Source organism: Agromyces ramosus (genome assembly GCF_030817175.1).
Taxonomy (GTDB): domain Bacteria; phylum Actinomycetota; class Actinomycetes; order Actinomycetales; family Microbacteriaceae; genus Agromyces; species Agromyces ramosus_A.
Window position 1 is genome coordinate 1,566,136 of the sequence record NZ_JAUSYY010000001.1, and the last position, 24,991, is coordinate 1,591,126.

Genomic DNA, 24,991 nt, shown 5'->3' on the forward strand with positions numbered 1-24,991 from the left:
TTCTACTCCACTTCGGCTTCAGCCAGTACGGCGTTCACGACCGGCGCGGGAATGCGCTCGGTGTGCAACACGACGCCGCCGGAGGCGGCGAACTTCGACGCGAGGCGCTTGGCCCACAACAGCTCGACCGCGAGGAGTGCACCCGATGTGCCGGGCGGGATGCCCTGTGCGAGCTCTTGCGCGTCGTCGTCGGCGACGAGACCGACGGCCTCGAGTTCGACGGTGCCGAAGCCGTATTCGTCGCTCACGTCGGCGAACTCGGTGACGGTCACCTCGCCGTCTTCGGCCCGGGAGATCACGAGCAGGTCGAGCAGCCTGATCTCACCGCCCTCGATGAGTTCGCCGATCGCCTCGAGCGTGCTGTCGTCGGGCCGGTCGCCTGCGAACCCCACGAGGTACAGCTCGACAGGACCGTACTCGAAATCCGCCATGATTCCCCCTTCAGCCGGTGTGATTGCAGACTAACCGCGCGCCCTCGGCCGCGCTAGCGCCGGATTGGAACTCAAGGCCAGGGCTCAGAAGCTGCCGAGGCCCTTGCCGATCAGGACCACGCCGATCACGAGCAGCAGCACCGCCATGACCGTCGCGTTGTTCTGCACGAGCCACGTGCGCAGCCCTTCGAGCGGCGCGGCCATGCGCTTCGACGCGAGCAGGTACGCGATCACGGGGATCGCAACCGTCGACGCCGCGATCAGCGTGAAGACCACGATCGCCCAGGTGATCTCGCCGCCCGTGAGCCCTGCGGTGCCGATGACGACGCCCGCGGCGATCGCCATCAGGAGGTTCTTCGGGTTCACGGCCGAGAGCAGGAAGCCGAGGCCGAACGACTTGCCGGCGGTCATCGTGTCGATGGCCGCCATCCACTTCGGGAGTGCGGCGTCCTCGCCGGGCTTCGGGCGGCTGCGCCACTGCCGCAGCGCGAGGAAGAGCAGGGCAGCGCCGAGGAGGATCTTGATCGTCCCGGCGATCGGCTTCGAGGCATCCGGATCCTGTTCGGGGATGACCGATGCGAGCAGCGTGAACAGCACGATCGCGACGACGATGCCGAGCACCCAGCCGATGAGGAACCCGACGCTCGTGCCCTTCGCCTTCGGCGAGAGCAGCATCAGGATGGCGGCGATGATCGGCACCGGGCTGATCGCGACGCCGAGGGCGAGCGGGAGGATGTCTCCGATTGCGGATCCCATGAGGTGTCCCTTCGTGCGGCGCGGCCGCGTTCAGTTCGTTCGGTCGGCGAGCGCGGCGATCGCGGCACGGTTGGTGTCGAAGACCGGGCTCTCGCCGAGGAGGCCGAGTTGCTCGAGCCGCGACCGGGCGTCGACCCGCACGCGGCTGAATCCGAGGGCGATACCCCGGGCGGTGAGCCAGCTCGCGAGCGCCTCGAAGCTCTCGGCACCGGTGACGTCGACGTCGGTGACCGCCTCCATGTCGACGACCACGTGCCGCACGGACCCCTCGGGCGCCGCCAGCACCGCTCGCTTCACGGCATCGGAGAAGACCGAGCCGTTGGCGAAGAACAACGGTGCGGCGAGTCGGACGACGACGACGCCCGGCGCGGTCACGCTGCCCCTCGGCGCCTCGTCGAGGAGCGACTCTCCCGGCTCGCCAGTTCCGGCCAGCACGTCGATGGCGGGACTCGCGGCGCGCTTCGCGAGGTTGATGAGGGCGAGCACGAAGGCGACGAGGATGCCGGGGATCGAGCCGATGAAGAGCGTCACGAGGAAGCACGCCAGGCCGATGAGGAACTCGAAGCGGTCGGTGCGCCAGAGCCGCACGAGGTCGCGGATGCCGAGCAGGGGGATGATCGCGATGGCGACGATCGCGCCGATCGCCGGCGATGGGATGTCCTCGAGCAGCGCGGTGCCGAAGACGAGGAGCAGCAGCGTGCCGGCCGCCATGATGAGCGAGGGCAGCTGGGTGCGCGACCCGGCCTGGTCCATGGCCGCCGTGCGGGAGGTGGAGGAGCCCACGGCGAACCCGCCGGTCGCGCCCGACGCGATGTTGCCCAGGCCGAGCGCGAAGAGGTCGCGGTTCGGACTCGTCGCGTACCCCCGCTTGTCGCCGTAGGCACGGGAGATGAGGAGCCCTTCGGCGGTCGTCACCATGGTGAGCGCCATCGCCGACGGGATCAGGGCGAGCCACATCATCCAGTCGATGGCCGGCCACGTCAGGGCCGGCGGACCGGCCTCGACCGGCCCGAGCACGGCGACCCCTGCGCCGTCGAGGTCGGCGACCGCCACGAGGACCGTGGCGAGGATGAGCACCACGAGCGCCCAGGGAACGGCGCGGGCGAACCGGCGCCCGAGCAGCAGCACCGCGATCGAGGCCGCCGAGATGAGCATCGACCAGCCGTTGATCGTGCCGAGGCCGGTCACGAGCCCGACGACCTTGTCGACGAACTCGCCGCCCGAGTCGATCTTGACGCCGAGCATCTTCGCGACCTGGCTCACGAGGATGTCGAGGGCGAGTCCGCCGACGAAGCCCACGAGGATCGGCTTCGACAGGAAGTTCGCGAGGAACCCGAGCTTGAACACCGCGAGCAGCAGGAACATCAGGCCGCTGAGGATCGCCTGCGCGAGCGCGAGGGTCACGTAGTCGGCGCTGCCGGCCATCGCGAGCCCGCCGACGGATGACGCGACGAGGGCGGCGGCCGCGGCATCCGGTGACGCGACCAGTTGTCGCGACGACACCGTGAGCACGTAGATGATCGAGGGCAGGATCAGCGCGTAGAGCCCCGCTGTGGGCGGCAGGCCGGCGATCTGGGCGTAGCCGATGTTCAGGGGGACCGCGATGGCGAGCAGCGTGACGCCGGCCATGCTCTCGCGCAGGAAGTTCTTGCGGCTGAGCCCGACGAGCGGTTTCTGCACCGGATCCCCCACTTCCGTTCGAGTTCGACCCTAGCGATCGGATGTCGCGGGCGACATCGTCGCCGCGGGCAGGATCCGGAACTCCGGCGCTCGCGTGACGAGCAGCCACGCGGGAAGCACGATCAGGCAGAGCAGGGGGATCAGGGTCACGTCGCCGGGGATCGCCACGGCGACGAAGAGCGCGATCCAGCCGTCGCGAGTGACCACGAGCAGGATGCCGAGCACGGCGCAGGCGACGGCGAGGCTGATCGGCACCGACGGCAGCAGCGCATGCCCGAACAGCCCGAGGGCGACACCGATGAAGGTCGCAGGGAACACGCGCCCCCCTCGGAACAGGGCACTCGCCGCCACGAGCAGCGCGACGATCTTGATGCCCGCGATCACGGCGAGCTGGGAGGCGTCGTAGTCGTCGACGTTCTGCAGCAGGTCGCCGATCTGCACGAGCCCCTTGAACATGGTGACCGGGCCGCCGAGCATGCCGAGGAGCCCGAGGAGCACCCCGCCGGCGGTCGCGATGAGCACCGGATGCCGCAGTGCGTGCAGTGTGCGGTAGATCCACGGGAACGCGGCGAGCGCGGCGAGGCCGACCGCCGCGGCCCCGCATGCGAAGAGCGCGCCGGTGACGAGGTCCATCGCCTGCGGTGCGCCGTAGGCCGGCATGTCGAACGAGAGCGGGGGAGCGCCGAGCAGGTGCATCGTGATGGCGCCGGCGCCGGCCGACGCGACGGGCAGGAACAGCCGGTCCCAGAGCGAGCCGCCGGTCTTCAGGGCGGCGACGATGCCGGTGAAGACGAGCGCCGCCGCGAGGGGCGTGCCGAACAGGGCGCCGATGGTCCCGGATGCCGCGAGCATCGCCGCGAGCGCCGGCGGCACCTCCGGCATCAGGCGGGCGAAGACGGCGACCATGATCGCCGCGTTGATCGCGATGATCGGGTTCTCGGGGCCGAGGCTGACGCCGCCCGCGAGGCCGAGGACGGTGACGAGCGCGAGCCCCGGCAGCGTGCCGATCGGCAGCGGAGGCTCGACGAGCTCGGTCGTCGCGGAGTCGGGGCCGCCGTGCCCCGGCAGGTAACGCAGCGCGAGTCCCACGGCGAACCCCGTGCAGGTGAGCACGAGGAGGATCCACCAGCCCGACGCGTCGACGCCGAGCGCATCGGGCAGGGTGTCCCACAGGAAGCCTTCGAGGAGTCCCGAAACCTGGTCGAGCACCCAGAGCACGAGCGCCGAGACGGCGCCGATGAGAAGCGCCGGGACGGAGAGGACGAGGAGGCGTCGCAGCGCGGCATCCGCATCGGCCGTCGGTGGTGCCAGCGTCATGTCTCCCGCCCTTCGAGCTTCCCGATCCACTCCCCCATGGCGACCTCCCGCGATGAGCGTAGCGCTGCGGCTCGCTGAGTTCTGGACGTGTGCGCCCGCCACGCGGTAGGTTCACCTCAGCAGCGCTCATTGGGGGGCGCTCAGGGGAAAGATCGGATAGCTGCACATGAGTCTGTGGGAAAACTTCTGGGACCTGATCTGGTGGTTCTTGTGGATCTTCGCTTTCACCGCCTACCTCTTCGCACTGTTCGCGATCATCGGCGACCTGTTCCGCGACCGGGAGCTGAACGGATGGTGGAAGGCGATCTGGATCATCTTCCTGCTGTTCGTGCCGTTCCTCACGGCGCTCGTCTACCTCATCGCGCGCGGGAACGGCATGGCGGAACGCTCGCAGAAGGAAGCGACGCAGTACCAGGCTGCGACCGACGACTACATCCGCGGCGTCGCCGGTGCGAGCCCCGCCGACGAGATCGCGAAGGCCAAGGGCCTGCTCGACTCGGGCACCATCACCCAGGGTGAGTACGACCTGCTGAAGGCGAAGGCCCTCGCCCACCCGACCCAGAACGTCTAGACGACGGTTCCAAGACGGGGTCGGATGCCGCGGCATCCGGCCCCGTCTTCGTGCCCGCGCCGGCCGTGCCTACGGCTTGATGGGGTCGAGCACCTCGAGCATCGAGCCCTGTACGAAGCCGGCCCATTCGTAGGCCGCGCGCAGGTAGTCGTCGCGGGTCTCGGATGCCGCGTCTTCGCCCTCCTCGATGATGCCGACACGCTCGGCGAGGATCAGCCGCAGGTCGGTGAGGAAGGTGAGCCAGCCCCACGCCTGGGCCTGGTCGAGTTCGATCTGCACGACGCCGTCGCTGCCGTCGTCGACGGCCGTCGCGTCGCGCACCGATTGCGCGGCCTGGCGCTTGCCGTCGACGAGGCTGTCGCGCGTGTACCGGGTGAACTCCTGCGCGGCTGCGACGTCTTCGGGGTAGGCGCTCGGCAGCAGCCGGCCGAGCGCGGGGTCGTCGGCCTCGCCGAGCAGCAGCACCGAGTCGACCTGGTCGGCGAGTTCGGACAGCAGCATCGCCTCTTCCGACTCGAGCACGAGGCGAACGCCCTCGCCGCCACCGCGGCCCGCGACGATCACGTCTCGGCCCTCGACACCGTGGCCTGCAGGCCGTAGCCGTGCATCGCCTGCACGTGGCGTTCCATCGCTTCTCGATTGCCGTTCGCCACCACGGCGCGGCCTTCGGTGTGCACCTGCAGCATCAGGCGCTCGGCCTCTTCGCGCGGGTAGCCGAAGTAGCTGCGGAACACGTAGCTCACGTAGCTCATGAGATTCACCGGGTCGTCCCACACGATCGTGCGCCACGGAAGCTCGGCCGCGGTGTGTTCGCGGAGTTCCGTGTCGTGCTGTTCGAGCGTGGAGGTCACGCTTCCAGCCTGACACGACAGTGAGCCCGACGGAACCCGCATGACCCTGCTGCACCTCGCAAATACCGTCTGCCGGCACCCTCTGTCAAGGGGTCTTGACTTCCGAGCCCAAACTGTGCGCGCGCGACGGCCGCCGGTAGAGTCCCTGAACTGAGGGGCGCCCGCTCCTCCGGCCCGGGTGCCGCCGGCATTCCCGACTCCCTCGACCTGGACCTGGAGCAGCGTGACGATCACCTCACCCCTGAGCAGCAGTGGCGTCGACGTGCGCCGACGGAACAACGTGACCGAGACCGGCGACCCCGCCGGTCGTCCGGTCGTGTTCGCGCACGGCTTCGGGTGCAGCAAGGAGATGTGGCGAGACGTCGCGCCGCAGTTCGAGGCGAGCCACCGCGTCGTGCTGTTCGACGCCGTCGGCGCCGGAGGCTCCGACACCACGGCGTACGACCCGGCCAAGTACGACTCCCTGCACGGCTACGCCGATGACGTGCTCGAGATCGTCGAAGCCCTCGACCTCGTGGACGCGGTGTACGTGGGCCACTCGGTCGCTGCGATGGTCGGCGTGCTCGCCGCCACGCACGATCCCTCGCGCTTCGGCGCCCTCGTGCTCGTCGGACCGTCTCCGCGCTACATCGTCGACGGCGAGTACACCGGCGGCTTCGAGCAGGCGGACATCGACGGGCTGCTCGATGCCCTCGACGAGAACTACCTCGGCTGGTCGGCGGCGATGGCGCCGCTGATCGTCGGCAACGCGGAACGCCCTGAGCTGGGGCAGCGGCTGACCGACAGCTTCTGCAGCATCGATCCCGAGATCGCGCGACACTTCGCACGCGTGACGTTCCTCTCCGACAACCGACGGGACCTCGAGGCGGTGCGCACTCCGACGCTCGTGCTGCAGTGCTCCGACGACATGATCGCCCCGACGTCCGTCGGCCACTACGTGCACGAGCAGATCGCCGGGAGCCGGTTCGTTCAACTCTCCGCAACCGGGCACTGCCCGAACCTCTCGGCCCCCGACGAGCTGGCGGAGCAGATCCGGATGTTCCTCGGATGACGATCCCATCCGCTCGCTCACCGGTGGGCAGCGAGCAGACCCAGCAGGAGCAGACGTACACGGAGCTCTTCGAGGGCGCGCCGTGCGGATACCTGACCACCACGCCCGACGGAATCATCACCCGAGTCAACGCCACGTTCGAGAAGTGGACGGGCCATACCCGCGAGTCGCTGGTCGGGACCTCCTTCGTCGAACTGCTGGCGCCCTCCGGCCAGCTCTTCTACGAGACGCGCTACGCGACGGTCCTCCGGCTCGCCGGCGAGGTACGAGAGGTCGCACTCTCCATTCGCCGCGCCGACGGGACCGAGCTGCCCGTGTTGGTGAACGCGGTCGTGGTGACCGATGCAGACGAGCAGCCGGCGGGCATCCGGACCGCCGTCTTCGACGCCACGGAACGACAGGACTACGAACGTCAGCTGCTCTCGGCCCGTCGCGAGGCCGAGGCATCCGAGGCCCGGGTGCGGGTGCTGCAGGACGCGTCGAGCGCGTTCGGCGTCGCGACCTCCGCCCAGGAGCTCGCGGTCGCCCTGGCGGAGAGCGCACGCACCGCTCTCCGCGCGAGCAGTGCCGCCGTGCTGCTCACCGGCACGACCGGCGACCTCGCGCCGGCGGTCGATGACGAGACACTGAGCTCGCTGCTCGACGCAGGCCTTCGCGAACTGTCGGAGCAGGCCATCGAGAGCGGCGAGATCATCACCATCTCGAGCCTCGAACAGGCGGCCGCGATCATTCCGGGGCTCGATGACGCGCTTCACCGACAGCGCCTGGCCGCGCTCAGCATCGCGCCGCTCCGCTCCGACACGACGGCATCGGGCGTCGTCGTCGGATTCTTCGGTCGTGATCGGGCCTTCGACGACGACACCCGCAACATCCAGGCCGCACTCGCCCGCCAGGCCGCACAGGTGCTGCGGCGGGTGATCCTGCAGGAGGAGCTCGAGCACCGTGCCCTCCACGACCAGCTCACCGGACTGGCCAACCGCAAGCTGCTGCAGGAGCGGCTCGAGGCGGGCCTGTCGGCTGCGGCCCGCGGCGGCCGGCCCCTCTCGGTGGTGTTCGCCGACCTCGACGGCTTCAAGACGATCAACGACGAGCTCGGCCACCGGGTCGGCGACGAGGTGCTGGCCGAGGTGGCCAGCCGGCTTCGGGAAGCGGCCCGTGCCGGCGACCCCGTGGCCCGATACGGCGGCGATGAATTCGTCGTCGTCTGCGAGGACGCCGATTCCGACGCCGGCGTGGTCATCGCCGAGCGCTTGCAGCTCGAGGTGCGGCGACCGCTCGCCACCGTTCCGCCGGCCTATGCACTCGCCGCGAGCCTCGGGGTGGCGACCTGGAACCCGACCGGGCCCACACCGCCGAGTGCAGGAGCGATGTTGCGTGCAGCCGACGAAGCCATGTACATGTCGAAGCACGCCGGCCGCGACCGGGTGACGGCGGTGACGGTCTGACATGGCGACACGCACGATGCCGAGATCACGGCGATATTCGAAAGGGCGACATGGGAACGCTGAACTACGACTCCAGGATCACCGTCGAACTCGACGACCGCACACTCGCCCACCTGCAGCTGGTGATCTGGTCGAAGCTTCGCCGCGGCGAGCATTTCTCGTTCACCTGGACCGTTGAGTCGGCCACGCCCCGACGCACCTCGGTGTGGTGCGCGCCCAACATCCCGATGGTCTTCGAGTACGACCAGTCGGAGCCCGCGGAGCTCAATCCGCGCTGGATGGAACTGCTCACGAAGTCGGCCAACTCGGGAGCCGGCCTGCGTCTGCTGCCCGAGCCGGAGCCTGGATCGTGAGTGCCCACGTCCGTGAACGACCAACAGCACGAGGAGGACCGATATGGGAGTGCTGATCTACGGGTCGCGCGTCTCGGAGCTCGAGATCGAAGACCGCACCCTTGCGCACCTGCAGTTCGTCGTCGCAACGAAGTTGCGACGCAATGAGCAGTTCATGCTCACCTGGAATCATGGAGTGGAGCGAGGCAGCGGTCGCAGTGCGATCTGGATCAGCCCGTACATTCCGGTGCACTTCAAGTTCAACGGCGGGCGGGCCCCGAAGCTCAATCGGGCGTGGCTCGAGGCGCTGCTCGACGGCGCCAACAGTCCGGCCGGGCTGCATCCGATTCCAGAGGCCGGCGTCGGAGCGCCCGAATGACCGGCGCTCCTCAGCGCATTCGAGAGAACGGAGATGCGGCATGAAGATCAATCGCCTGACGGTCGACGGCAAGGACTACTTCCTGCCCGAATCGGTCGAGGAGCTGCGCGGCAAGATCCTCGCCGCGATCCAGGCCGGCGGCGGCTACGTCAACATCCCGCCGCTCCGCGACGGCCCCGGGATCGACATCCTGTTCTCGCCCGGGATGCCGGTGACCTGGACCCAGATCGACGTCGGCGGCGAGGCCGGCGAGAACGGCGGCGAAGCAGAGGCCGACGACGACTACGAGGATCCGTACAGCTCACTCTGAGCCGGTAGCGCCCGCGATCTCGGCGAGTCGGTCCGTCATGCGTCGCGGAGTCATGGGACGGCCGAACAGATAGCCCTGGGCACGGTCGAATCCCAGCGCTCGCACCGCCTGCCATTGCGGTGGCGTCTCGACGCCCTCGGCAACCGATTGCAGGCCGCGCTCCCTGGCGAACTCGACGAGGACCGCAGCATCGTGCGGGTCATCCGGAAGCCGCTGGATCACGGAGCGGTCGACCTTCAACTCGGTGACGGGAAGAGACCGGATGCGGACCTCGGCCTCGTCGATCGTGCGCACGTCATCGACGGACACCCCGACTCCGAGGCTCCGGAGCGCCGCGAGTGTTCCAGCGGCTGACGCCGGGGCCGGACGTGACTCCGTGAGCTCGAGCGTCAGCAGCGCGGCAGGCAGGCCGGACTTCTCCAGATGGTGCGCCACCTGTTCGACGAACCGTCGCTGCGAGAGCTGTGCGGCCGCGACGTTCACCGCGATGCCGATGCTGCGACCGGCGCGCACGAGTGCCGCTCCGTAACGGCAGGCGGCTTCGAGCATCGCGTCGCCCACGGCGTTGATGGCGTCGCCGGCTTCGGCGAGCGGGATGAAGACGTTCGGCTGGACGACGCCCAATTGCGGATGCTGCCAGCGGCTCAGTGCCTCGATGGCGACCACCAGTCCGCGACGCACGTCGACCTGCGCCTGGAACCTCGCGGTGATCTCACCCCGGGCGGCGGCGAAGCCCAGCTCGCGCGTGAGCGTCTGACGGTCGTGCATGGATCCTCCCCTGGCCGTCGCTATTGCGGGGCCGATGGAATTCTGCGCGGCACGGGGAATGAGAGCAAATGGGCGACAACAGGACGCTTGATGCGTATACTCCCGCTCCTGCGGTCCGACGTCATCGTGCTCGCTCCGACGCCGTGACGGTGAACTTGGCGTTGCGGGCGACCTGCCGGGTCGGTCCGACGACGCGCTCGAGCAGCGGTCGGTATCGCAGGTGCGAGTTCCACACGCACCAGAGCTCACCGCCCGGCTCGAGCACGCGCGCCGCATCGGCGAAGAGATGGGCGGCGATGCCCGTGTGCAGCGCGGCTTCGGAGTGGAACGGCGGGTTCAGCACGATGAGGCGCTCGCTTGCGTCGCCCAGCTGTTCGAGCCCGTCGGCCTGGGTCACGTGCACCCGGTCGGCGAGGTCGTTGGCCTCGGCGGTGAGGCGAGCGGATGCCGCGGCCGCCGCCGAGCGGTCGGTTGCGGTGACCCGCAGGGCCGGTCGCGTGCGGGCGAGCCACGCCGCCACGACACCCGTGCCGCACGCGAGATCGACGGCCGTCGGGGCATCCGGCACCGCAGCGTGGAGCTGCTCGAGCAGGAAGCGCGTGCCGATGTCGACGCCGGCGCCCGCGAAGACGCCGCCGTGCGCGACGACGGTCACGCCGAGGTCGTCGTGCCGTTCGCCCCGGGGCCAGCCGGGCGCGCCCGGCGAGCGCTGCGTTCGCGGTCCGCGGGCGGTGAGCACGCGCGACTTCTGCCGGGCGTGCGACACGTCGACGCGGTCGAACCAGGCGGCGAGCACCTCGTTCATCGCGAGGGACATGTGCTTGATGCGGCCGCCGGCGACGAGCACGACGTCGGATGACGCGGCGCCGGCCATGAGGCCGGCGAGCTCGTCGAGCCGATCGAGCGATCGCGGCAGTCGCAGGAGCACGAGCCGGGCGCGGCTGAAGAGCTCGGGACCGAGCGGCATCGGCCGAACGGCGCCGGCGAGGCCCGCGTGCTCGGCGTTCATGGCGAGCGCTCGGGCACCCGTGACGAGGTCCTGATGCACGCGGACGTCCCGCGCTCCCGCCGCCGCGGCACCGAGTGCGAGCGCCCCATACGAGTCGTCGACGACGACGATCTCGCCCGGTCCGGCATCGCCGATGAGCCCTGCCGCTTCATCGAGGATCAACCGGTCGGCGGCATCCGACGCCTCGAGCCCACGCCCCTCGACGTCGGGGCGGCGCCGCAGTGCGCCGAAGTCGAAGGGCATGCTCCAAGGGTACGCCGCCGCCCGCCGTCGAGCGCGCGTGCCTGATCACGCCGGATTTCTCTCTGGGTGCGGCTCCCGGCGGGGTTTGCTACCCTCAGTGCCGCATGCACGACGCACAGATCGGCGGACGACGGGCGGCGCGACGAGAGATCGCGACGCCCGTGCCGCGCACCCCGACTCGAACGCGTACGCCGAGGCGTTCGCTCGCGGCCGCGGCCGTGCTCTCGGTGCTCGGCATGCTCGCCGGCGTCGCCCTCGTGCCGCCACCGCAGGCCGGTGACGCGCTCCCCTTCGCCGCCGCGGATGCCCCGCACCTGGGTGACGTCCAGAAGCTCGACGTGGCTGCGGATGTCTCCGTCCCGGCCGTCTCGCACGAGTCGTACGTCGCCACGACCGGCGAGAAGACCCTCGTCGCCGGCGGCACGAACGTCGACTGGGCCAAGCTCGTGCTCGTCGAGGGCGGCTGGCCGCTCACCGAGGAGAACATCACGTTCATGATGCGCTGGATGCGGCAGGAGAACGGCCCCGACAACTGGTGGAACCGCAACAACCCGCTGAACAACGGGCAGGGTTCCGGCGGCGGCTCCGGGCTCGGCAGCTACCCGACCCTCATCGAGGCGGCCTACTACGCGGCCGAGAACCTGCAGTCGGGCCGCTACCCCGCGGTCGATGCGGCGCTCGCCCGCGGCGACTCCGCCGACGCCACCGCGCAGGCGATCTGGGCTTCGGCGTGGGCTTCGAGCCACTACGGGTACGGCACGCACTGGAGCTCGCGACCGTACGAGGTCGTCGAGGCGCCGCCCTCGGCCTGGGGCCGCTGAGCCCGCCGGCTACTCGCGCTCGAGCGGTCGCCAGACGACGACGGCGTTCTCGCGACGCACCCGGGTGCCGGCGCGGAGCGAGACGACCTCGCCTTGGGAGCCTGCGGCGAACACCCGCCGGCCGGGGCGGTTGAGCATCTCGTCGGCGAGTGCCGCCTCGAGCTCGCGCACCCGCGTGCGGAGGTTCGCGACCTCGTCTTCGAGCCCGAGCACCCGGCGGATGCCCTCGAGGCTCACGCCCTCACTCGAGAGCTGCGCGATCTCGCGAAGCTGTACGACGTCGCGCATCGAGTACCGCCGGGACTTGCCGGCGGTGCGCGTGGGCGAGACCAGGCCGAGCCGGTCGTACTGGCGCAGCGTCTGCGGATGCATGCCGGCCAGCTCGGCCGCGACCGAGATGACGAAGAGCGGGCTCATCTCGTTCATGTCCATGGCCTAGCCCTTGGCCTTCGCGATGAGCTCGGCGCGGGGGTTCTCGTCGGGCAGCTCGGCCACGAACTGGGCGAGCTTCTCTTCGGCGGACTTCGACAGGTGGGACGGCACCGCGACCTGCACGACGGCGAGCAGGTCGCCAGTGCCCTTGGAGGTCTGCACGCCCCGGCCCTTCACGCGAAGGACGCGGCCGCCCGGCGTACCGGGAGCGACGCGGAGCTTTACGGGGTCGCCCCCGAGCGTCGGCACCTGGATCGTCGCGCCGAGTGCGGCCTCGGCGAAGGTGACGGGCACGGTCACGCGGAGGTTGAGCCCGTCGCGCTCGAAGACCGGATGCTTGCGCACGTGCACGGTGAGGATCAGGTCGCCGGCCTCGCCGCCGTCGGGCGACGGGTGGCCCTTGCCACGAAGCTTGATCTTCTGACCGTCGGCGACCCCGGCGGGAATGCGCACCGTGATGGGGCGGCCGTCGGAGGTCTCGAGGGTGATCTGCTCGCCCTTGGTGGCCGTGATGAAGTCGAGCGTCGTGGAGGCGATGACGTCGCGACCCTTCGAGGGACCGCCGAACCCGCGATAGCCGCCCGTGGTCTGGCCGAAGCGCCCGCCGCCGAAGAGGCCGCCCAGCAGGTCGTCGTACTCGCCGCCCTGCTGGAACGTCTGTCGGCCACCGGGGCCGCCGCCGAACATGCCGCCGAAGACGTCTTCGAAGCCACCGCCGGCGCCTCCACCGCGCGGGGCGGTGAACCGGGCGCCGGACCCCATGGCGCGGATCGCGTCGTACTCCTTGCGCTGCTCGGGATCGGAGAGCACCGAGTGCGCCTCGCTGATTTCCTTGAACTTCGCCTCTGCAGCCGCATCGCCCGGGTTGGAGTCGGGGTGGTACTTGCGCGCGAGCTTGCGGTAGGCCTTCTTGAGGTCTGCGTCGCTCACGTCTTTGGAGACGCCGAGCAGCTGGTAGAAGTCCTTGTCGAACCAATCCTGGCTGGCCACCGGCACCCCCTCTCTCGAGTCCTGCTGAAAGTCTGTCTGAAAATCACGCCGGCCGGGTGGCGTCGGGCGTCCAACGCCACCCGGCCTGCGGGAGGTGCCTACTGCGGCGTCTTGACGACGACCTTCGCCACGCGAAGCAGCGTGCCGCCGAGCATGTAGCCCGTCTCCACGACGTCGGCCACCGTGTCGGTGTCGACCTCGTCGGACGGCTGCTGGAAGATCGCCTCGTGGCGCTGCGGGTCGAACGGCTCGCCCACCTCGCCGAAGGGCGTGAGGCCGAGCTTCTCGACGGCGCCGCGGAGCTTCGCCGCGATCGTCGCGAACGGCGCATCGCCCTCGAGGTCGCCGTGCTTCTCGGCACGGTGCAGGTCGTCGAGCACGGGCAGCAGCACCGCCACCGCCGCGCCGACCGCGCGCTCGCGCTCGATCTCACGGTTCGCCTCCGTGCGCTTGCGGTAGTTCGCGTACTCGGCGGTGACACGCTTGAGGTCGGCGAGGTGCTCGTCGCTCGGCTCCCGAACCTCGGCGTTCGCCGCGTTCAGGATGTCGTCGACCGTGAGCACGTCGTCGGCCTCGGCGTCAGCCGATTCCGTCGAATGGGATGCCGCGGCATCCGTCGCACCGTCGGCCGCCTCGGGAGCGCCCTGCTCGGGTGCCTCCTCGGCTGCGGCATCCGGCTGACGAACCTCACCCGTGTCGGGGTCGACCTTGCGCTTGTCGCGAATGACCGGCTCTTCGTGGTTCTGGTTCTGCTCGTCGGACATGGCTACTTCTTGTCTTCCTCGTCGTCGATGACCTCGGCGTCGACCACGTCCTCGTCGGACTCGGGCTCGCCCGCGGTGCCCGACGCGTTCGCGTCTTCGCCAGGGTTGGCCGAGGCGTCGGCCGCCTGGCTCTGCGCGTAGATGGCTTCACCGAGCTTGCCCTGCGATTGCGTGAGCTTGTCGAACGCGGTCTTCACCGCGTCGTCGTCTTCGCCGGCGAGTGCGCTCTTCAGCGCGTCGACATCGCCCTGCACCTCGGACTTGACGTCTGCGGGGAGCTTGTCGTCGTTGTCCTTGATGAGCTTCTCGATCGAGTACACGAGCTGCTCGGCCTGGTTGCGGGTCTCGGCGGACTCCCGGCGCTTCTTGTCTTCGGAGGCGTGCTCCTCGGCGTCGCGGACCATGCGCTCGATGTCCTCCTTCGGCAGCGAGGAGCCGCCGGAGATGGTCATGCGCTGTTCCTTGCCGGTGCCCTTGTCCTTCGCCGACACGTGCACGATGCCGTTGGCGTCGATGTCGAAGGTGACCTCGATCTGCGGGATGCCCCGCGGAGCCGGCGCGATGCCGGTCAGCTCGAAGGTGCCGAGCGGCTTGTTGTCGCGGGTGAACTCGCGCTCGCCCTGGAAGACCTGGATCGCGACCGACGGCTGGTTGTCGTCGGCGGTCGTGAAGGTCTCACTGCGCTTCGTGGGGATGGCCGTGTTGCGCTCGATGAGCTTGGTCATGATGCCACCCTTGGTCTCGATGCCGAGGCTGAGGGGGGTGACGTCGATGAGCAGCACGTCTTTGCGCTCGCCCTTCAGGACGCCCGCCTGGAGGGCCGCGCCCACGGCGACGACCTCATCGGGGTTCACGCCCTTGTTGGGCTCCTGACCGGTCTCTTTCTTCACGAGGTCGCTGACGGCGGGCATGCGCGTCGATCCGCCGACGAGCACGACGTGCGCGACATCCGACAGCTTGATGCCGGCCTCGCGGATGACGTCTTCGAAGGGCTTCTTCGTGCGGTCGAGCAGGTCGGTCGTCATGTTCTCGAACTCGGCGCGCGTGAGCGTCTCGTCGAGGTTCGCCGGGCCGTTCTCGGTGAGCGAGAGGTAGGGGAGCTGGATCGAGGTCTTCATCGAGGAGCTGAGCTCCTTCTTGGCCTGCTCGGCAGCCTCCTTCAGGCGCTGCTTCGCGATCTTGTCGTTCGAGACGTCGACCCCGGTGGTCTCCTTGAACTTCTTGATGAGCCAGTCGACCACGCGCTGGTCCCAGTCGTCGCCGCCGAGGCGGTTGTCGCCGGCGGTCGCCTTCACCTGGATGGTCGAGAAGTCGTCGTCTTTGCCCACCTCGAGGAGCGAGACGTCGAACGTGCCGCCACCGAGGTCGAAGACGAGGATGAGCTCGTCCTCCTTGCCCTTGTCGAGGCCGTAGGCGAGCGCCGCAGCGGTGGGCTCGTTGATGATGCGGAGCACGTTGAGGCCTGCGATCTCGCCTGCCTCCTTCGTGGCCTGGCGCTCGGCGTCGTTGAAGTACGCCGGAACGGTGATGACCGCGTCGGTGACGGTGTCGCCGAGGTACTGCTCGGCGTCGCGCTTCAGCTTCTGCAGGATGCGCGCCGAGATCTCCTGCGGCGTGTACTGCTTGCCGTCGATCTCGCTCGACTTCCAGTCGGTGCCCATGTGGCGCTTGACCGATGCGATGGTGCGGTCGACGTTCGTGACGGCCTGGCGCTTGGCGGTCTCGCCGACCAGCACCTCGCCGTCTTTCGTGAATGCGACGACCGAGGGGGTCGTGCGGAAGCCCTCGGCGTTCGCGATGACGGTGGGCTCGCCGCCCTCGAGGACCGCGACGACCGAGTTGGTGGTGCCGAGGTCGATTCCTACTGCACGTGACATGTGTATTCTCCTTCTGCCAGGGGCGTTCGCGAGCGGATGCCGCGTGCTCCATCGGCGGTCGGCTCGGCCGTCGTGGCCGCAACCGAAGTCTGTTCACCGGGACTTGAGTCCCGACGACTCAAGTGTTTCAGCGGCCTCCGGACGTGTCAAGTTGAGGCGTCGAAAGTTGAGTGTACTTGGCTCAACTCACAGCGCACGTTCAGTATTCCGCTTGGCAGCGGCGACGGCGACGGCGACGAGCGACGACAGGGCCGCCGGGATGCGCGACTCCTCGAGCGCCTCGACGAAGACGGGGGCGAACAACACCTTGCGACCGCTGTGCGTGCCCATGAACCGTCGCAGCTGTGCTTCCACCGGCCTCGGCCGCTGATACGGCTGCTGCTGGAAGGTGCGGAAGCGGGCCAGCTCGCCATGCTCGGCGAGCAGCTGCTGCACGCGATCGGCACCGAGCGCGCGGATCAGCTCGCCCTCGAGATCGGGGTCGCACGCGAAGAAGCCGATCGACGCGAGATCGGCATCGGCCGCTCCGAGGCCGGCCCCGGCGACGGCGCCCCGCACGTAGGCGGCCTCTCCGACGTCGAAGAGCCCGACGATGCGTCGGGGAACCGGATCGCGGGCGAGCAGCGCCAGGTGATGATGCAGATTCGTGATCCCGTGCATCGAGACCACGGCAGCGCCCGCTGCTGCAAGATCGTGGCCGAGGCGCCTGGCGACGGCTTCGACCGCGAGCCGGTCGCTCTCGCCCTCGACGAGCACGACGGTGACGGATGCCGCATCCAGCTCGCCGCCCCACATGAGATCCGACCCTACCCGCACGCGCGACGAGCGTGCGCCTTCCTCTGCACCCTACGAATCGCCCGTGGCCGCGTCGGGCAGCGCGTCGGCCAGCTCGCGCCGGGACCGGGCACCGAGCTTGTGCAACGCCTTGGACATGTGGCTCTCGACGGTGCGCATCGAGAGGAACAGCTCGGCGGCGATCTCCTTGTTCGTCAGCCCCGCGGCCGCCAGCTCGGCGACCTCGCGCTCTCGTTCCGAGAGTTCGACACCAAGTGACCGCCGGCCGCCTCGCCACCGGGACGGGATGGCGATGCCGTGCTCGCGCATCGTGCGGGCGACCCGCGAGAATTCCCGTCGAGCACCGAGTTCGCCGAAGATCCCGAGTGCCGACTCGAGCGACGCGGACCCCCGGTCGTCACCGTGCGACAGCCGGAACCCGCCGAGGCGCTCGGCCGACCTACCCTCTGCGAGACGTACTCCGGCACGGTGCAGCGTCGACACCGCCTCGGCGAGCATGCGCTCCACCTCGGCATCGCCGGTGCGGTGGGCCATGATGGCCCGGCAGCTGAGCAGCGCGGCATGCGCAAGTGGTGCGTCGGCGCCCTCGATATTGGCACCCAGCTGCTCGACCAGCGACTCGATCTGCGCCACGTCGTCGAGCGCGACCCGGGCCTCGACGATGCACTGCACGGGTTCGCCCGCCCACGCCCACAGGCCCTTCGCCCGGACCAGGTCGAGCGCCCGTGCCGCCTCCTCGAGGGCGGCCTCCAGATCTTCCACGGTCAGCAGCAGCCGGGCCAGCGTCGTCCGGGCTGCCAGCAGTGGCCAGACCGCGCCCAGCTCCTCGGCGTCCTGGATCAGGCTGCGCAGGGCTCGTGCCGCCTCGGTGGCACTCCCGGTGGAGGCCAGCAACGCGCCCTGCAGCAACCGGGCGTCGAGGACCGCGCCACCGAACTCGGCCGGCTGGTCGACGAACGCGTCGACGCGCTCGGAGATCGTGTCCCACCGGCCCGCCGAGAAGTCCGTCGCGAGCGTCACCAGATCGATCACTCCGACGACCCTGACGTAGTCGGCACGGGCCATCACCTGCTTCGCCTCGGCGAGGAGCGCATCGGCGCGGTGGACGTGCCCGATGTGCAGCGCACCCTGAGCCCAGTTGACGCACGCCCGTGCGTGCTCGCGGGGATTGGACTCCAGCGCCGGGCCGCCGCGCACGTCGTCGATCAACCGCCAGGCGGCCGGGTCGCCCTGCTCGAGCAGGAGGGACGCCCGGGCGATCCGCACGGCGAGCTCGACATCAGGGTCCTCGGCCGACCGGGCCGCCTGCTCGGCCTGCTCGCACCAGTCCGCGTGCTCACGGACGTGCGCGCCCAAGACGGTCTCGGGCACTGCCAGCACCGCGAGCGCCTTGGCGGCCAGCGCAGGTCGGTCGTGCAGGTCGGGCAGCGACAGCCGGATCAGCTCGAATCCGGCCCGGGCCAGTCCCTGCTGGCGCAGCATCCGCCCCAGAGCGAAACGCAACTCGCCGCGCAACGCGGGCTCGAGCGACCCGCCGTCGAGCAGCCGGGTGAGGATGGGCACCGCCTCGGCGTGCGCCAGGCCGTCGATGGCCACCCGCCCGAGCCTGGCAGCCAGCCGCAGCCGCGTCGCGAACGGCACGCGACCGGACTCGACCACCTCGAGCAGGAACCGGGCCGCGGCGGAGTCGTCGCCGCGGGTGACCGCGAGGTCGGCCGCCTGCTCGGCGTAGCGGACGAACTGCACCGTGTTGCCGGCCCGCTTGCTGTGATAGGCCAGCCGCGCGCTGGGAGCGGCGCCGGGCAGTGCCGAGATCGCCACCGCGGCCCGCTCGTGAAGCCAGCGGCGACTGGTGGCCGGCAAGCTCTCGTAGACCACCTGCTGCGCCAGCGCGTGCCGGAACTGCGGGTGGTCGTTCTCGTCTTGGAGCAACCCCACGGCCTGAGCGCTCGCGATCGCACCGACCACCTCACGCGTGGAGCGCTCGGCAACGGAGGAGAGCAGTTCCACATCGACCCGCCGCGCCAGCACGGACGCGACCCCGACGATCTCGCGAGCGACGGGGTCGAGCGTGGACAGCCGCTGCAGCATCACGTCGCGCAGCGCAGTGGGCACCGCGAGACTGTCCAGCAGATCGGGCCGCTCGGGGAGTCGCTCGAGCAGCGTGCGAAGCACCTCCTCAAGGACGAACGGGATGCCGCCGGTCTTCTCCCGGAGCTCGTCGGCGACCCTGGCCGGCAGGTCGACACCCAGGATCCGCCGCGAGAATTCCTGCACCTCCGCGCTGTCGAGCGGTGCCAGCGTGAGTACCTTCGCGGGGCCGGCTGGAGCACGGGCGAAGGCTTCGACCACCGGCAGCGGCCCCGACTCCACGCGCGTCGTGAGGAGCACGGCGACATTGGCCGGCTGGTGGAACGCCAGGAAGCTCAGCAGGTCGAAGGTACCGCTGTCGGCCCAGTGCGCGTCCTCGAGGACGAGCGCCACAGGGCCCAGGTGCTCCAGGAGCGCGGTCGCGGCGCGGAAGACCTGGTGCCTGGCGGCCCCCTCCTCAGCCGCCGCCGGGGGCGGTGGCGGCAGCAAGTGGGCGATCTCGGGCATGAGCGGGGCCAACGCCCCGGTCACGGCTCCGAGACTCTCCGGCCTGATCGCCGGCGCGGCCTGCTGGAGCGCGTCGAGGACCGGCCCCAGCGGGAACGGTTCGTGCAACTGCTCGCACTGACCGATCAGGACCAGCATTCCGGACAGTGCAGGGTCATCGGCCAGCTCGCGCACCAGTCGGCTCTTGCCGATGCCGGCCTCGCCCTCGACGATCGTCAAGGACGGGGGCGTCCTGAGCGCCGTGCGGAGAAGGCCCAGATCGCGGTCCCGCCCCACGAGTCCCGGGGCTGTCGATGACGGCCGGGATGCGGGGCTGTGGTGGGCGCTGATCTCGGGCAACTCCCATCCCTGATTCGGTGCCGAACCCGCTGCTTTGAGCAAAGTCCAGTGTAAGACACGGATGCTCCCGCGGTGCTTCTCCGCATAGCGTCCGGACAGCGGACCCGCGGAGTGCGGGCGGACTCGAAGGGGACACCATGCGAAAAGCGGGCTGGACAAGGTCACACAGCGGGCGGCGCTGGTGGTTGGCGGCTTTGGCCACCACTGCCATGCTGGCGACCGGGGCGCAAGCCGGCCTGGCCGCCCCGAACCCCGGTCAGGGCGCCGAGTCGGAAGACGAGGCTCAGGTGGACGTGACGACTCCCGGCCTCCATGCAGAGCCGTCCGTCGCCGGACCGCAGACCTATATCGTGCAGATGGCGCTGGACCCGGTGGCCTCGTATGACGGCGGGTCGCCCGGCCTGAAGGCCACGCGACCGGCGCCCGGCAAGAAGGTGGACCCGCAGTCGTCGGATGTCGCGGCATACTCGGACCACCTGCGCGGCGCGCAACGCGCCGCCCTGGCGAAGGTGAGCAAAGGCGAGCCGCAGCAGCAGTACGTGTTCGCGTTCGATGGGTTCTCCGCCGAGCTGACCGCGGCGCAGGCGGCGGAGCTGGCCGGCCAACCCGACGTCGTCGCGGTCACCCCCGATGAGCTCGTCGAGTCCACGACCGCCACCACGCCCTCGTTCCTCGGGCTCGATGAGTCCGGCGGCATCTGGGAGCAGCTCGGTGGCCCAGAGGGCTCCACGAAGGTCACGGGCGCCGGCGGCGACATCGTGATCGGTGTGATCGACTCGGGGATCTGGCCCGAGAGTCCGAGCTTCTCCGACCGCGACGTCAACGGCGAGAACGGCAAGCTCGTCTACAAGCCGCTCGGCTTCGCAGGCAAGTGCGATTCCGAGGAGACCGTCGGCGACGACTCGTGGGACGCGAACCTGTGCAACAAGAAGTTGGTGGGCGCGCGGCACTTCAACGCCGGGTGGGGCGGCGACGAGGGCGTGGCCGAGCAGCTGCCGTGGGAGTTCCTGTCCGCTCGTGACTTCAACGGGCACGGCACGCATACCGCGGCGACCGCCGCCGGTAATCACGGTGTCGAGGTGACGGGGCCCGCCGCCGCGCTCGGTCCGGTCAGCGGTATCGCCCCGCGTGCTCGGGTGGCGGCATACAAGGCGCTGTGGTCGGCGGAGGATGGCTCCACCGCGAACGGCTACAACTCCGACATCGTGGCAGCCGTCGACCAGGCGGTCGCCGACGGCGTGGATGTCATCAACTTCTCCGTCTCGGGCTCGACGACCGATGTCCTCGACCCCGCCCAGGTGGCGTTCCTCAACGCTGCCGCGACCGGCATCTTCGTGGCCGCCTCGGCCGGGAACGACGGCCCCGCGGCGGGCACTGTGGCGCACCCGTCACCGTGGGTCACGACCGTCGCGGCCGGCACGCACAACCGGAGCCTCAACGGCTCCGTCGCCCTGGGCGACGGCTCCGAGCACACGGGTGCCTCCTCCGCCGCCGTGAGCGTCGGCCCGGCCCCCTTCCTCGACGCTGCCCGCGCCGGTTTCCGCGGCGCGGCCGACTACAAGCTGGAACAGTGCTTCGCCGCGGTCGACAACGGTGGTCAGCCCGTGCTCGACCCGGCGCTCGTCGCGGGCAAGATCGTGCTCTGCGATCGCGGCGAGACGCCGCGTGTCAACAAGAGCCGTGCGGTCGCCGAGGCCGGCGGCATCGGCATGGTCCTCGTCAACCCGGCCCCCGACAACGTGGTGGCCGATTTCCACGCCGTGCCCAGCGTGCATGTTGCGCACACCGAGCGCGACGCGCTCAAGGCCTACTCGGCCACCGCTGGGGCGACAGCGACGATTGCCAAGGGCGAGGTGAGCCTCGATGCCCCGGCACCCCTGGTCGCGGAGTTCTCCTCACGCGGCCCGAGCAGCGCCGCCGGCGGCGATCTGCTCAAACCCGACCTCATCGCGCCCGGGCAGGACATCCTCGCCGCGGTCGCTCCCCCCGGCCAGGCCGGCATGGAGTTCAACCTGATGAGCGGCACGTCCATGTCGGCGCCGCACGTCGCCGGCTTGGCGGCGCTGCTGGCCGACCGTCATCCGGAGTGGTCGCCGATGATGATCAAGTCGGCACTGATGACGACCGGCACCGATGTCCTCGACGCCGACCCGACCGACCCCACGACCCTCTACGGGCAGGGCGCCGGCCACGTGGCCCCGAACACCGCCGTGGACCCCGGCCTGGTCTACGACAGCGACCTGGACGACTGGTTCGCCTTCCTGTGCGGCACCACGAATGGCGTCGAGCAGCAGTCCTGCGACGACCTGGAGGCCGACGGACACTCGCTCGACCCCAGCGACCTGAACCTCGCCTCGATCTCGATCGGACGAGTCAACGGCATGGAGCAGACCGTCACCCGCTCCGTCACCAACGTCGGCGCCACGGCGAGCACCTACAACGCCGAGGTGACCGGTCTCGACGGGCTCACGGTGACGGTGGAGCCGCACACGCTGACACTCCAGCCGGGTGAGAGCGCCGACTTCGAGGTGACGTTCACCGTGCCGGAGGGCATGCAGAGCGGCGCGCTCGCCGGCCAGCTCACGTGGAGCGACGGCAGCCACAACGCCCGAAGCCCCATCGTCGTGCGCGGGCTGCGCAACGGCGCTGAGGCGTGGGAGTCTCGCTTCGACGGGCCCCCGAACGCTGCCGGTGCTCCGGATGACAGTGCCCACAGCATGGATGTGACCTCCGACGGTGAACGCCTGATCGTCGCCGGGAACAGCTTCCCCGCCGGTCCGGGGACGTTCCGTCCGGACTTCGTCACCGCGGCGTACGACCCGGAGTCCGGAGAGGAGCTGTGGTCGGCGACGTATGACGGGCCGCTCCAGGGCGGCGACGAACTGAACGGCTTCGGCCTGAGCCCTGACGGCTCGACCGTGTTCGTCGCGGGCAGCTCCGGCGGTGACGGCACGCAATCCGACTTCGTGACGATCGCGTACGACTCGGTCACGGGCAAGCAGCTCTGGCTGCAGCGTTTCGACGAGAAGGGAGAGGGTGACTTCCTGGGCGGCCTGACCGTGAGTCCCGACGGTGACCTGGTGTTCATCACCGGCATGGCCACGCGGGAGCTCTCGACCGACTTCGCGACGATCGCCTATGACGCTGCAACGGGCGAGCAGGAGTGGATCTCCTACTTCGATGGACCGGGCAAGGAGACCGAGGACCCGCGCGACATCGCGGTCAGTCCCGACGGCTCGACGGTCGTGGTCACCGGTCAGAGCGCCGGGCCCGAAGGGTCGGGTCTCACGAACTTCGGCACGGTCGCCTACGCGGCCGGCACCGGAGCAGAGCTGTGGTCGGCGCAGCACGACGGCCCGGCCCACGGGATCGACATCCCGACCACCGTGACGGTGGCCGAGACCGGTACGGTGTTCGTCTCCGGCTCGAGCGGGGGCGAGAGCAACGACTGGGCCACGATCGCCTACGACGGCACGAGCGGTGCGGAACTCTGGACCAGCCGCTACGACGGCTCCGGTGCAGCCACGGACACGCCCCGCACCGCGGTCGTGTCGCCCGACGGAGCCACCCTCGTGGTCACCGGCAACTCCGACGGGGTCAGCACCGACGCGGACTACGCCACCGTGGCCTACGACCCCGTGACGGGCGAGCAGCTGTGGCTCGCGCGGCACTCGGGCGCCGCGAACTCGCTCGACATCTCGCAGGCCGTCACGGTGACCCCCGACAGCAGTCACGTGATCATCACCGGGTTCGTGGACAACGGCGACTCTCGCCGCGACTACGAGACCATCGCCTACTCCATGGCGACCGGTGAGGAGGTCTGGTCGGCGGACTACGACGCCGGCTCGGGCACCGACGCCGCAACCGCGATCACGAGCGACGTCACGGCCGAGGGAGTGCTCCGGGTCTTCGTGAGCGGTCAGAGCTCGGTGCTGGAGGGCTTCTTCGAGAGCGACTCCGACATGACCACCCTGTCGTACACCAACCCGCTGCCGACCCGGTAGCCGACCGGTTGTCGAACGAGCGGCGCCGTCCAGTCGGGCGGCGCCGCTTCGGCAATCCATGAAAATCGGCACTGGACGCGAGAGCGCGAAGCGTCCTAAACTGCCGAAGCTGCGTCGATCGCGCGGCTCAGGTCCGGAGCATCCGGGTGAGGAAAGGAGTCGATCATGGCTGTCGTTGTCGTGAACCTCCACGTTCCTTCCTGTTGTGAGGCCTCCACCCGCTGAGCGGTTCGGTGGCCTCCGCGAATCCTTCGGAGATCCACCTTGCACATCACCTCGTCACTCGACGAATCCGCCGTCGTGCGCTCGCACGTGGCATCCCGCCCCTTCACGACCCCGCGCTTCGACGCGGGCGACCTCGCGTTCCAGCTCACGGAACCCGGCGAGGACCAGCGCTGGTCGACCTGGCCGGCCACCACCCCCTCCGAGCGCGGCCCGATGCCGCGCCCCGCATGGCTCGTGACAGATGCCGCGGCGATCGACACCGAACTCGGTGTCGTGAAGACCGGCAAGGAGGCCGACCTCAACCTCATCGAACGCGCGGTTCCCGGAGCGGAACCGGGCACGCCCGGCAGGAGCGTGCTGCTCGCGGCGAAGCGCTATCGCGGCACCGAGCACAGCGACTTCCATCGCTCGACCGTCTACACCGAGGGCCGCGGCACCCGCCGCAGCCGTGACGCACGAGCCGTCGCCAGGGGCTCGACCTTCGGCCGTGAGGTCGCACGCGTGCAGTGGGCGTATGCCGAGTTCGAGGCGCTGAAGCGGCTCACCGAGCTCGGGGCATCCGTGCCCTACCCGGTGCAGGTGAGCGGCACGGAGGTGCTCATGGAGTTCATCGGCGAGGGCAGGGTCGCCGCACCGCGGCTCGCCCAGGTTCGAGCGACGCCCGACGAGCTGCGCGAACTGTTCCACCAGGTCGTCGACTTCATGCGCACGCTCGCGCGGTCGGGGCTCGCCCACGGCGACCTCTCGCCGTACAACCTGCTCGTGCACGAGGGGCGCATGGTCGCGATCGACCTGCCGCAGGTCGTCGACCTCGTCTCGAATCCGCAGGGGTTCGACCTGCTGCACCGCGACTGCGTGAACGTGTGCGACTGGTTCACGAGACAGCGGCTCGAGTGCGACGCCGAGCAGCTGTTCGGCGAGCTGGTGGGCGAGGTCGGGTTCTGATCCGCTCGGGGGAGCGTGCCGAGGAGCGCCGGCCCCAGCCGAGTTGGATAGCGCAGCG

The 24,991-nt window shown here is 69.9% G+C and carries 23 protein-coding genes; 9 read left to right on the plus strand and 14 right to left on the minus strand.

Features of this window, described 5'->3' with window-relative positions; all coding sequences use genetic code 11:
* Nucleotides 1–2 precede the first annotated feature (2 nt).
* The 4 genes from QFZ26_RS07355 to QFZ26_RS07370 all read right to left on the minus strand — a co-directional run bounded on the left by QFZ26_RS07355 (nucleotide 3) and on the right by QFZ26_RS07370 (nucleotide 4,184).
* Entirely contained in the window at nucleotides 3–431 is a 429-nt protein-coding gene (locus tag QFZ26_RS07355) for a DUF6325 family protein (protein WP_307040697.1), read from the minus strand.
* Between the two features lie 84 nt (nucleotides 432–515).
* On the minus strand, nucleotides 516–1,187 hold the full coding sequence (locus QFZ26_RS07360; RefSeq protein ID WP_307040699.1) for a GAP family protein: 672 nt from the start codon (nucleotides 1,185–1,187) through the stop codon (nucleotides 516–518).
* 30 nt (nucleotides 1,188–1,217) lie between these two features.
* Nucleotides 1,218–2,867, minus strand: coding sequence for a SulP family inorganic anion transporter (locus QFZ26_RS07365; RefSeq protein ID WP_307040700.1), 1,650 nt, complete (start codon nucleotides 2,865–2,867; stop codon nucleotides 1,218–1,220).
* Nucleotides 2,868–2,897: 30 nt separating this feature from the next.
* A complete protein-coding gene (locus QFZ26_RS07370; RefSeq protein ID WP_307040702.1) occupies nucleotides 2,898–4,184 on the minus strand; it encodes an ion channel protein in 1,287 nt (428 codons plus the stop codon).
* A 166-nt stretch (nucleotides 4,185–4,350) separates the two neighbouring features.
* On the opposite strand from QFZ26_RS07370, the gene QFZ26_RS07375 reads away from it, so the two are divergent.
* Entirely contained in the window at nucleotides 4,351–4,755 is a 405-nt protein-coding gene (locus tag QFZ26_RS07375) for an SHOCT domain-containing protein (RefSeq protein WP_307040704.1), read from the plus strand.
* Nucleotides 4,756–4,824: 69 nt separating this feature from the next.
* On the opposite strand, the gene QFZ26_RS07380 is transcribed toward QFZ26_RS07375, so the two are convergent.
* Both QFZ26_RS07380 and clpS read right to left on the minus strand, forming a co-directional pair.
* Nucleotides 4,825–5,319, minus strand: coding sequence for a DUF2017 family protein (locus tag QFZ26_RS07380; protein WP_307040706.1), 495 nt, complete (start codon nucleotides 5,317–5,319; stop codon nucleotides 4,825–4,827).
* The gene (gene clpS, locus QFZ26_RS07385; RefSeq protein ID WP_307040708.1) at nucleotides 5,316–5,606 is read right to left on the minus strand and encodes an ATP-dependent Clp protease adapter ClpS; all 291 of its coding nucleotides are present in this window, start codon (nucleotides 5,604–5,606) and stop codon (nucleotides 5,316–5,318) included. The genes QFZ26_RS07380 and clpS overlap by 4 nt, the downstream gene beginning before the upstream one ends.
* Before the next feature lie 223 nt (nucleotides 5,607–5,829).
* On the opposite strand from clpS, the gene QFZ26_RS07390 reads away from it, so the two are divergent.
* The 5 genes from QFZ26_RS07390 to QFZ26_RS07410 are packed head-to-tail and all read left to right on the plus strand — an operon-like array spanning nucleotide 5,830 to nucleotide 9,123.
* Nucleotides 5,830–6,657: an alpha/beta fold hydrolase gene (locus QFZ26_RS07390; RefSeq protein ID WP_307040710.1), complete on the plus strand. Its 828-nt coding sequence runs from the start codon at nucleotides 5,830–5,832 to the stop codon at nucleotides 6,655–6,657.
* On the plus strand, nucleotides 6,654–8,102 hold the full coding sequence (locus QFZ26_RS07395; RefSeq protein ID WP_307040711.1) for a sensor domain-containing diguanylate cyclase: 1,449 nt from the start codon (nucleotides 6,654–6,656) through the stop codon (nucleotides 8,100–8,102). The genes QFZ26_RS07390 and QFZ26_RS07395 overlap by 4 nt, the downstream gene beginning before the upstream one ends.
* Before the next feature lie 50 nt (nucleotides 8,103–8,152).
* Complete coding sequence (locus QFZ26_RS07400) at nucleotides 8,153–8,455, plus strand: DUF7882 family protein (protein WP_307040713.1); 303 nt, start codon at nucleotides 8,153–8,155, stop codon at nucleotides 8,453–8,455.
* A gap of 43 nt (nucleotides 8,456–8,498) precedes the next feature.
* Nucleotides 8,499–8,813, plus strand: coding sequence for a DUF7882 family protein (locus QFZ26_RS07405; protein WP_307040715.1), 315 nt, complete (start codon nucleotides 8,499–8,501; stop codon nucleotides 8,811–8,813).
* Nucleotides 8,814–8,853: 40 nt separating this feature from the next.
* A complete protein-coding gene (locus QFZ26_RS07410) occupies nucleotides 8,854–9,123 on the plus strand; it encodes a hypothetical protein (protein ID WP_307040718.1) in 270 nt (89 codons plus the stop codon).
* On the opposite strand, the gene QFZ26_RS07415 is transcribed toward QFZ26_RS07410, so the two are convergent.
* Both QFZ26_RS07415 and QFZ26_RS07420 read right to left on the minus strand, forming a co-directional pair.
* Entirely contained in the window at nucleotides 9,115–9,891 is a 777-nt protein-coding gene (locus QFZ26_RS07415) for an EAL domain-containing protein (protein ID WP_307040719.1), read from the minus strand. The genes QFZ26_RS07410 and QFZ26_RS07415 overlap by 9 nt on opposite strands.
* 121 nt (nucleotides 9,892–10,012) lie before the next feature.
* Nucleotides 10,013–11,143 carry a class I SAM-dependent methyltransferase gene (locus QFZ26_RS07420; RefSeq protein ID WP_307040721.1) on the minus strand — a complete coding sequence of 377 codons (1,131 nt, stop codon included), beginning with the start codon at nucleotides 11,141–11,143 and terminating at the stop codon, nucleotides 10,013–10,015.
* Between the two features lie 104 nt (nucleotides 11,144–11,247).
* Here QFZ26_RS07420 and QFZ26_RS07425 point away from each other — a divergent pair, with 104 nt between their 5' ends.
* The gene (locus tag QFZ26_RS07425; RefSeq protein ID WP_307040723.1) at nucleotides 11,248–11,964 is read left to right on the plus strand and encodes a hypothetical protein; all 717 of its coding nucleotides are present in this window, start codon (nucleotides 11,248–11,250) and stop codon (nucleotides 11,962–11,964) included.
* A gap of 9 nt (nucleotides 11,965–11,973) precedes the next feature.
* Here the strand turns inward: QFZ26_RS07425 and QFZ26_RS07430 are convergent, their stop codons facing one another.
* From QFZ26_RS07430 to QFZ26_RS07455, 6 genes are all read right to left on the minus strand, one after another.
* The gene (locus QFZ26_RS07430) at nucleotides 11,974–12,390 is read right to left on the minus strand and encodes a heat shock protein transcriptional repressor HspR (RefSeq protein WP_307044984.1); all 417 of its coding nucleotides are present in this window, start codon (nucleotides 12,388–12,390) and stop codon (nucleotides 11,974–11,976) included.
* A 9-nt stretch (nucleotides 12,391–12,399) separates the two neighbouring features.
* Nucleotides 12,400–13,386, minus strand: a complete 987-nt coding sequence (locus QFZ26_RS07435; protein ID WP_307040725.1) for a DnaJ C-terminal domain-containing protein — start codon at nucleotides 13,384–13,386, stop codon at nucleotides 12,400–12,402.
* Between the two features lie 98 nt (nucleotides 13,387–13,484).
* A complete protein-coding gene (locus QFZ26_RS07440; protein ID WP_307040727.1) occupies nucleotides 13,485–14,150 on the minus strand; it encodes a nucleotide exchange factor GrpE in 666 nt (221 codons plus the stop codon).
* A gap of 2 nt (nucleotides 14,151–14,152) precedes the next feature.
* The gene (gene dnaK / locus QFZ26_RS07445; protein WP_307040729.1) at nucleotides 14,153–16,027 is read right to left on the minus strand and encodes a molecular chaperone DnaK; all 1,875 of its coding nucleotides are present in this window, start codon (nucleotides 16,025–16,027) and stop codon (nucleotides 14,153–14,155) included.
* A gap of 186 nt (nucleotides 16,028–16,213) precedes the next feature.
* Complete coding sequence (locus QFZ26_RS07450) at nucleotides 16,214–16,843, minus strand: TOPRIM nucleotidyl transferase/hydrolase domain-containing protein (protein WP_307040731.1); 630 nt, start codon at nucleotides 16,841–16,843, stop codon at nucleotides 16,214–16,216.
* Between the two features lie 30 nt (nucleotides 16,844–16,873).
* Nucleotides 16,874–19,924, minus strand: coding sequence for a helix-turn-helix transcriptional regulator (locus QFZ26_RS07455; RefSeq protein WP_307040733.1), 3,051 nt, complete (start codon nucleotides 19,922–19,924; stop codon nucleotides 16,874–16,876).
* A 29-nt stretch (nucleotides 19,925–19,953) separates the two neighbouring features.
* Here QFZ26_RS07455 and QFZ26_RS07460 point away from each other — a divergent pair, with 29 nt between their 5' ends.
* Entirely contained in the window at nucleotides 19,954–23,763 is a 3,810-nt protein-coding gene (locus tag QFZ26_RS07460) for a S8 family serine peptidase (protein ID WP_307040735.1), read from the plus strand.
* Nucleotides 23,764–24,027: 264 nt separating this feature from the next.
* The gene (locus QFZ26_RS07465) at nucleotides 24,028–24,933 is read left to right on the plus strand and encodes a serine protein kinase RIO (RefSeq protein ID WP_307040737.1); all 906 of its coding nucleotides are present in this window, start codon (nucleotides 24,028–24,030) and stop codon (nucleotides 24,931–24,933) included.
* Nucleotides 24,934–24,991 lie beyond the last annotated feature (58 nt).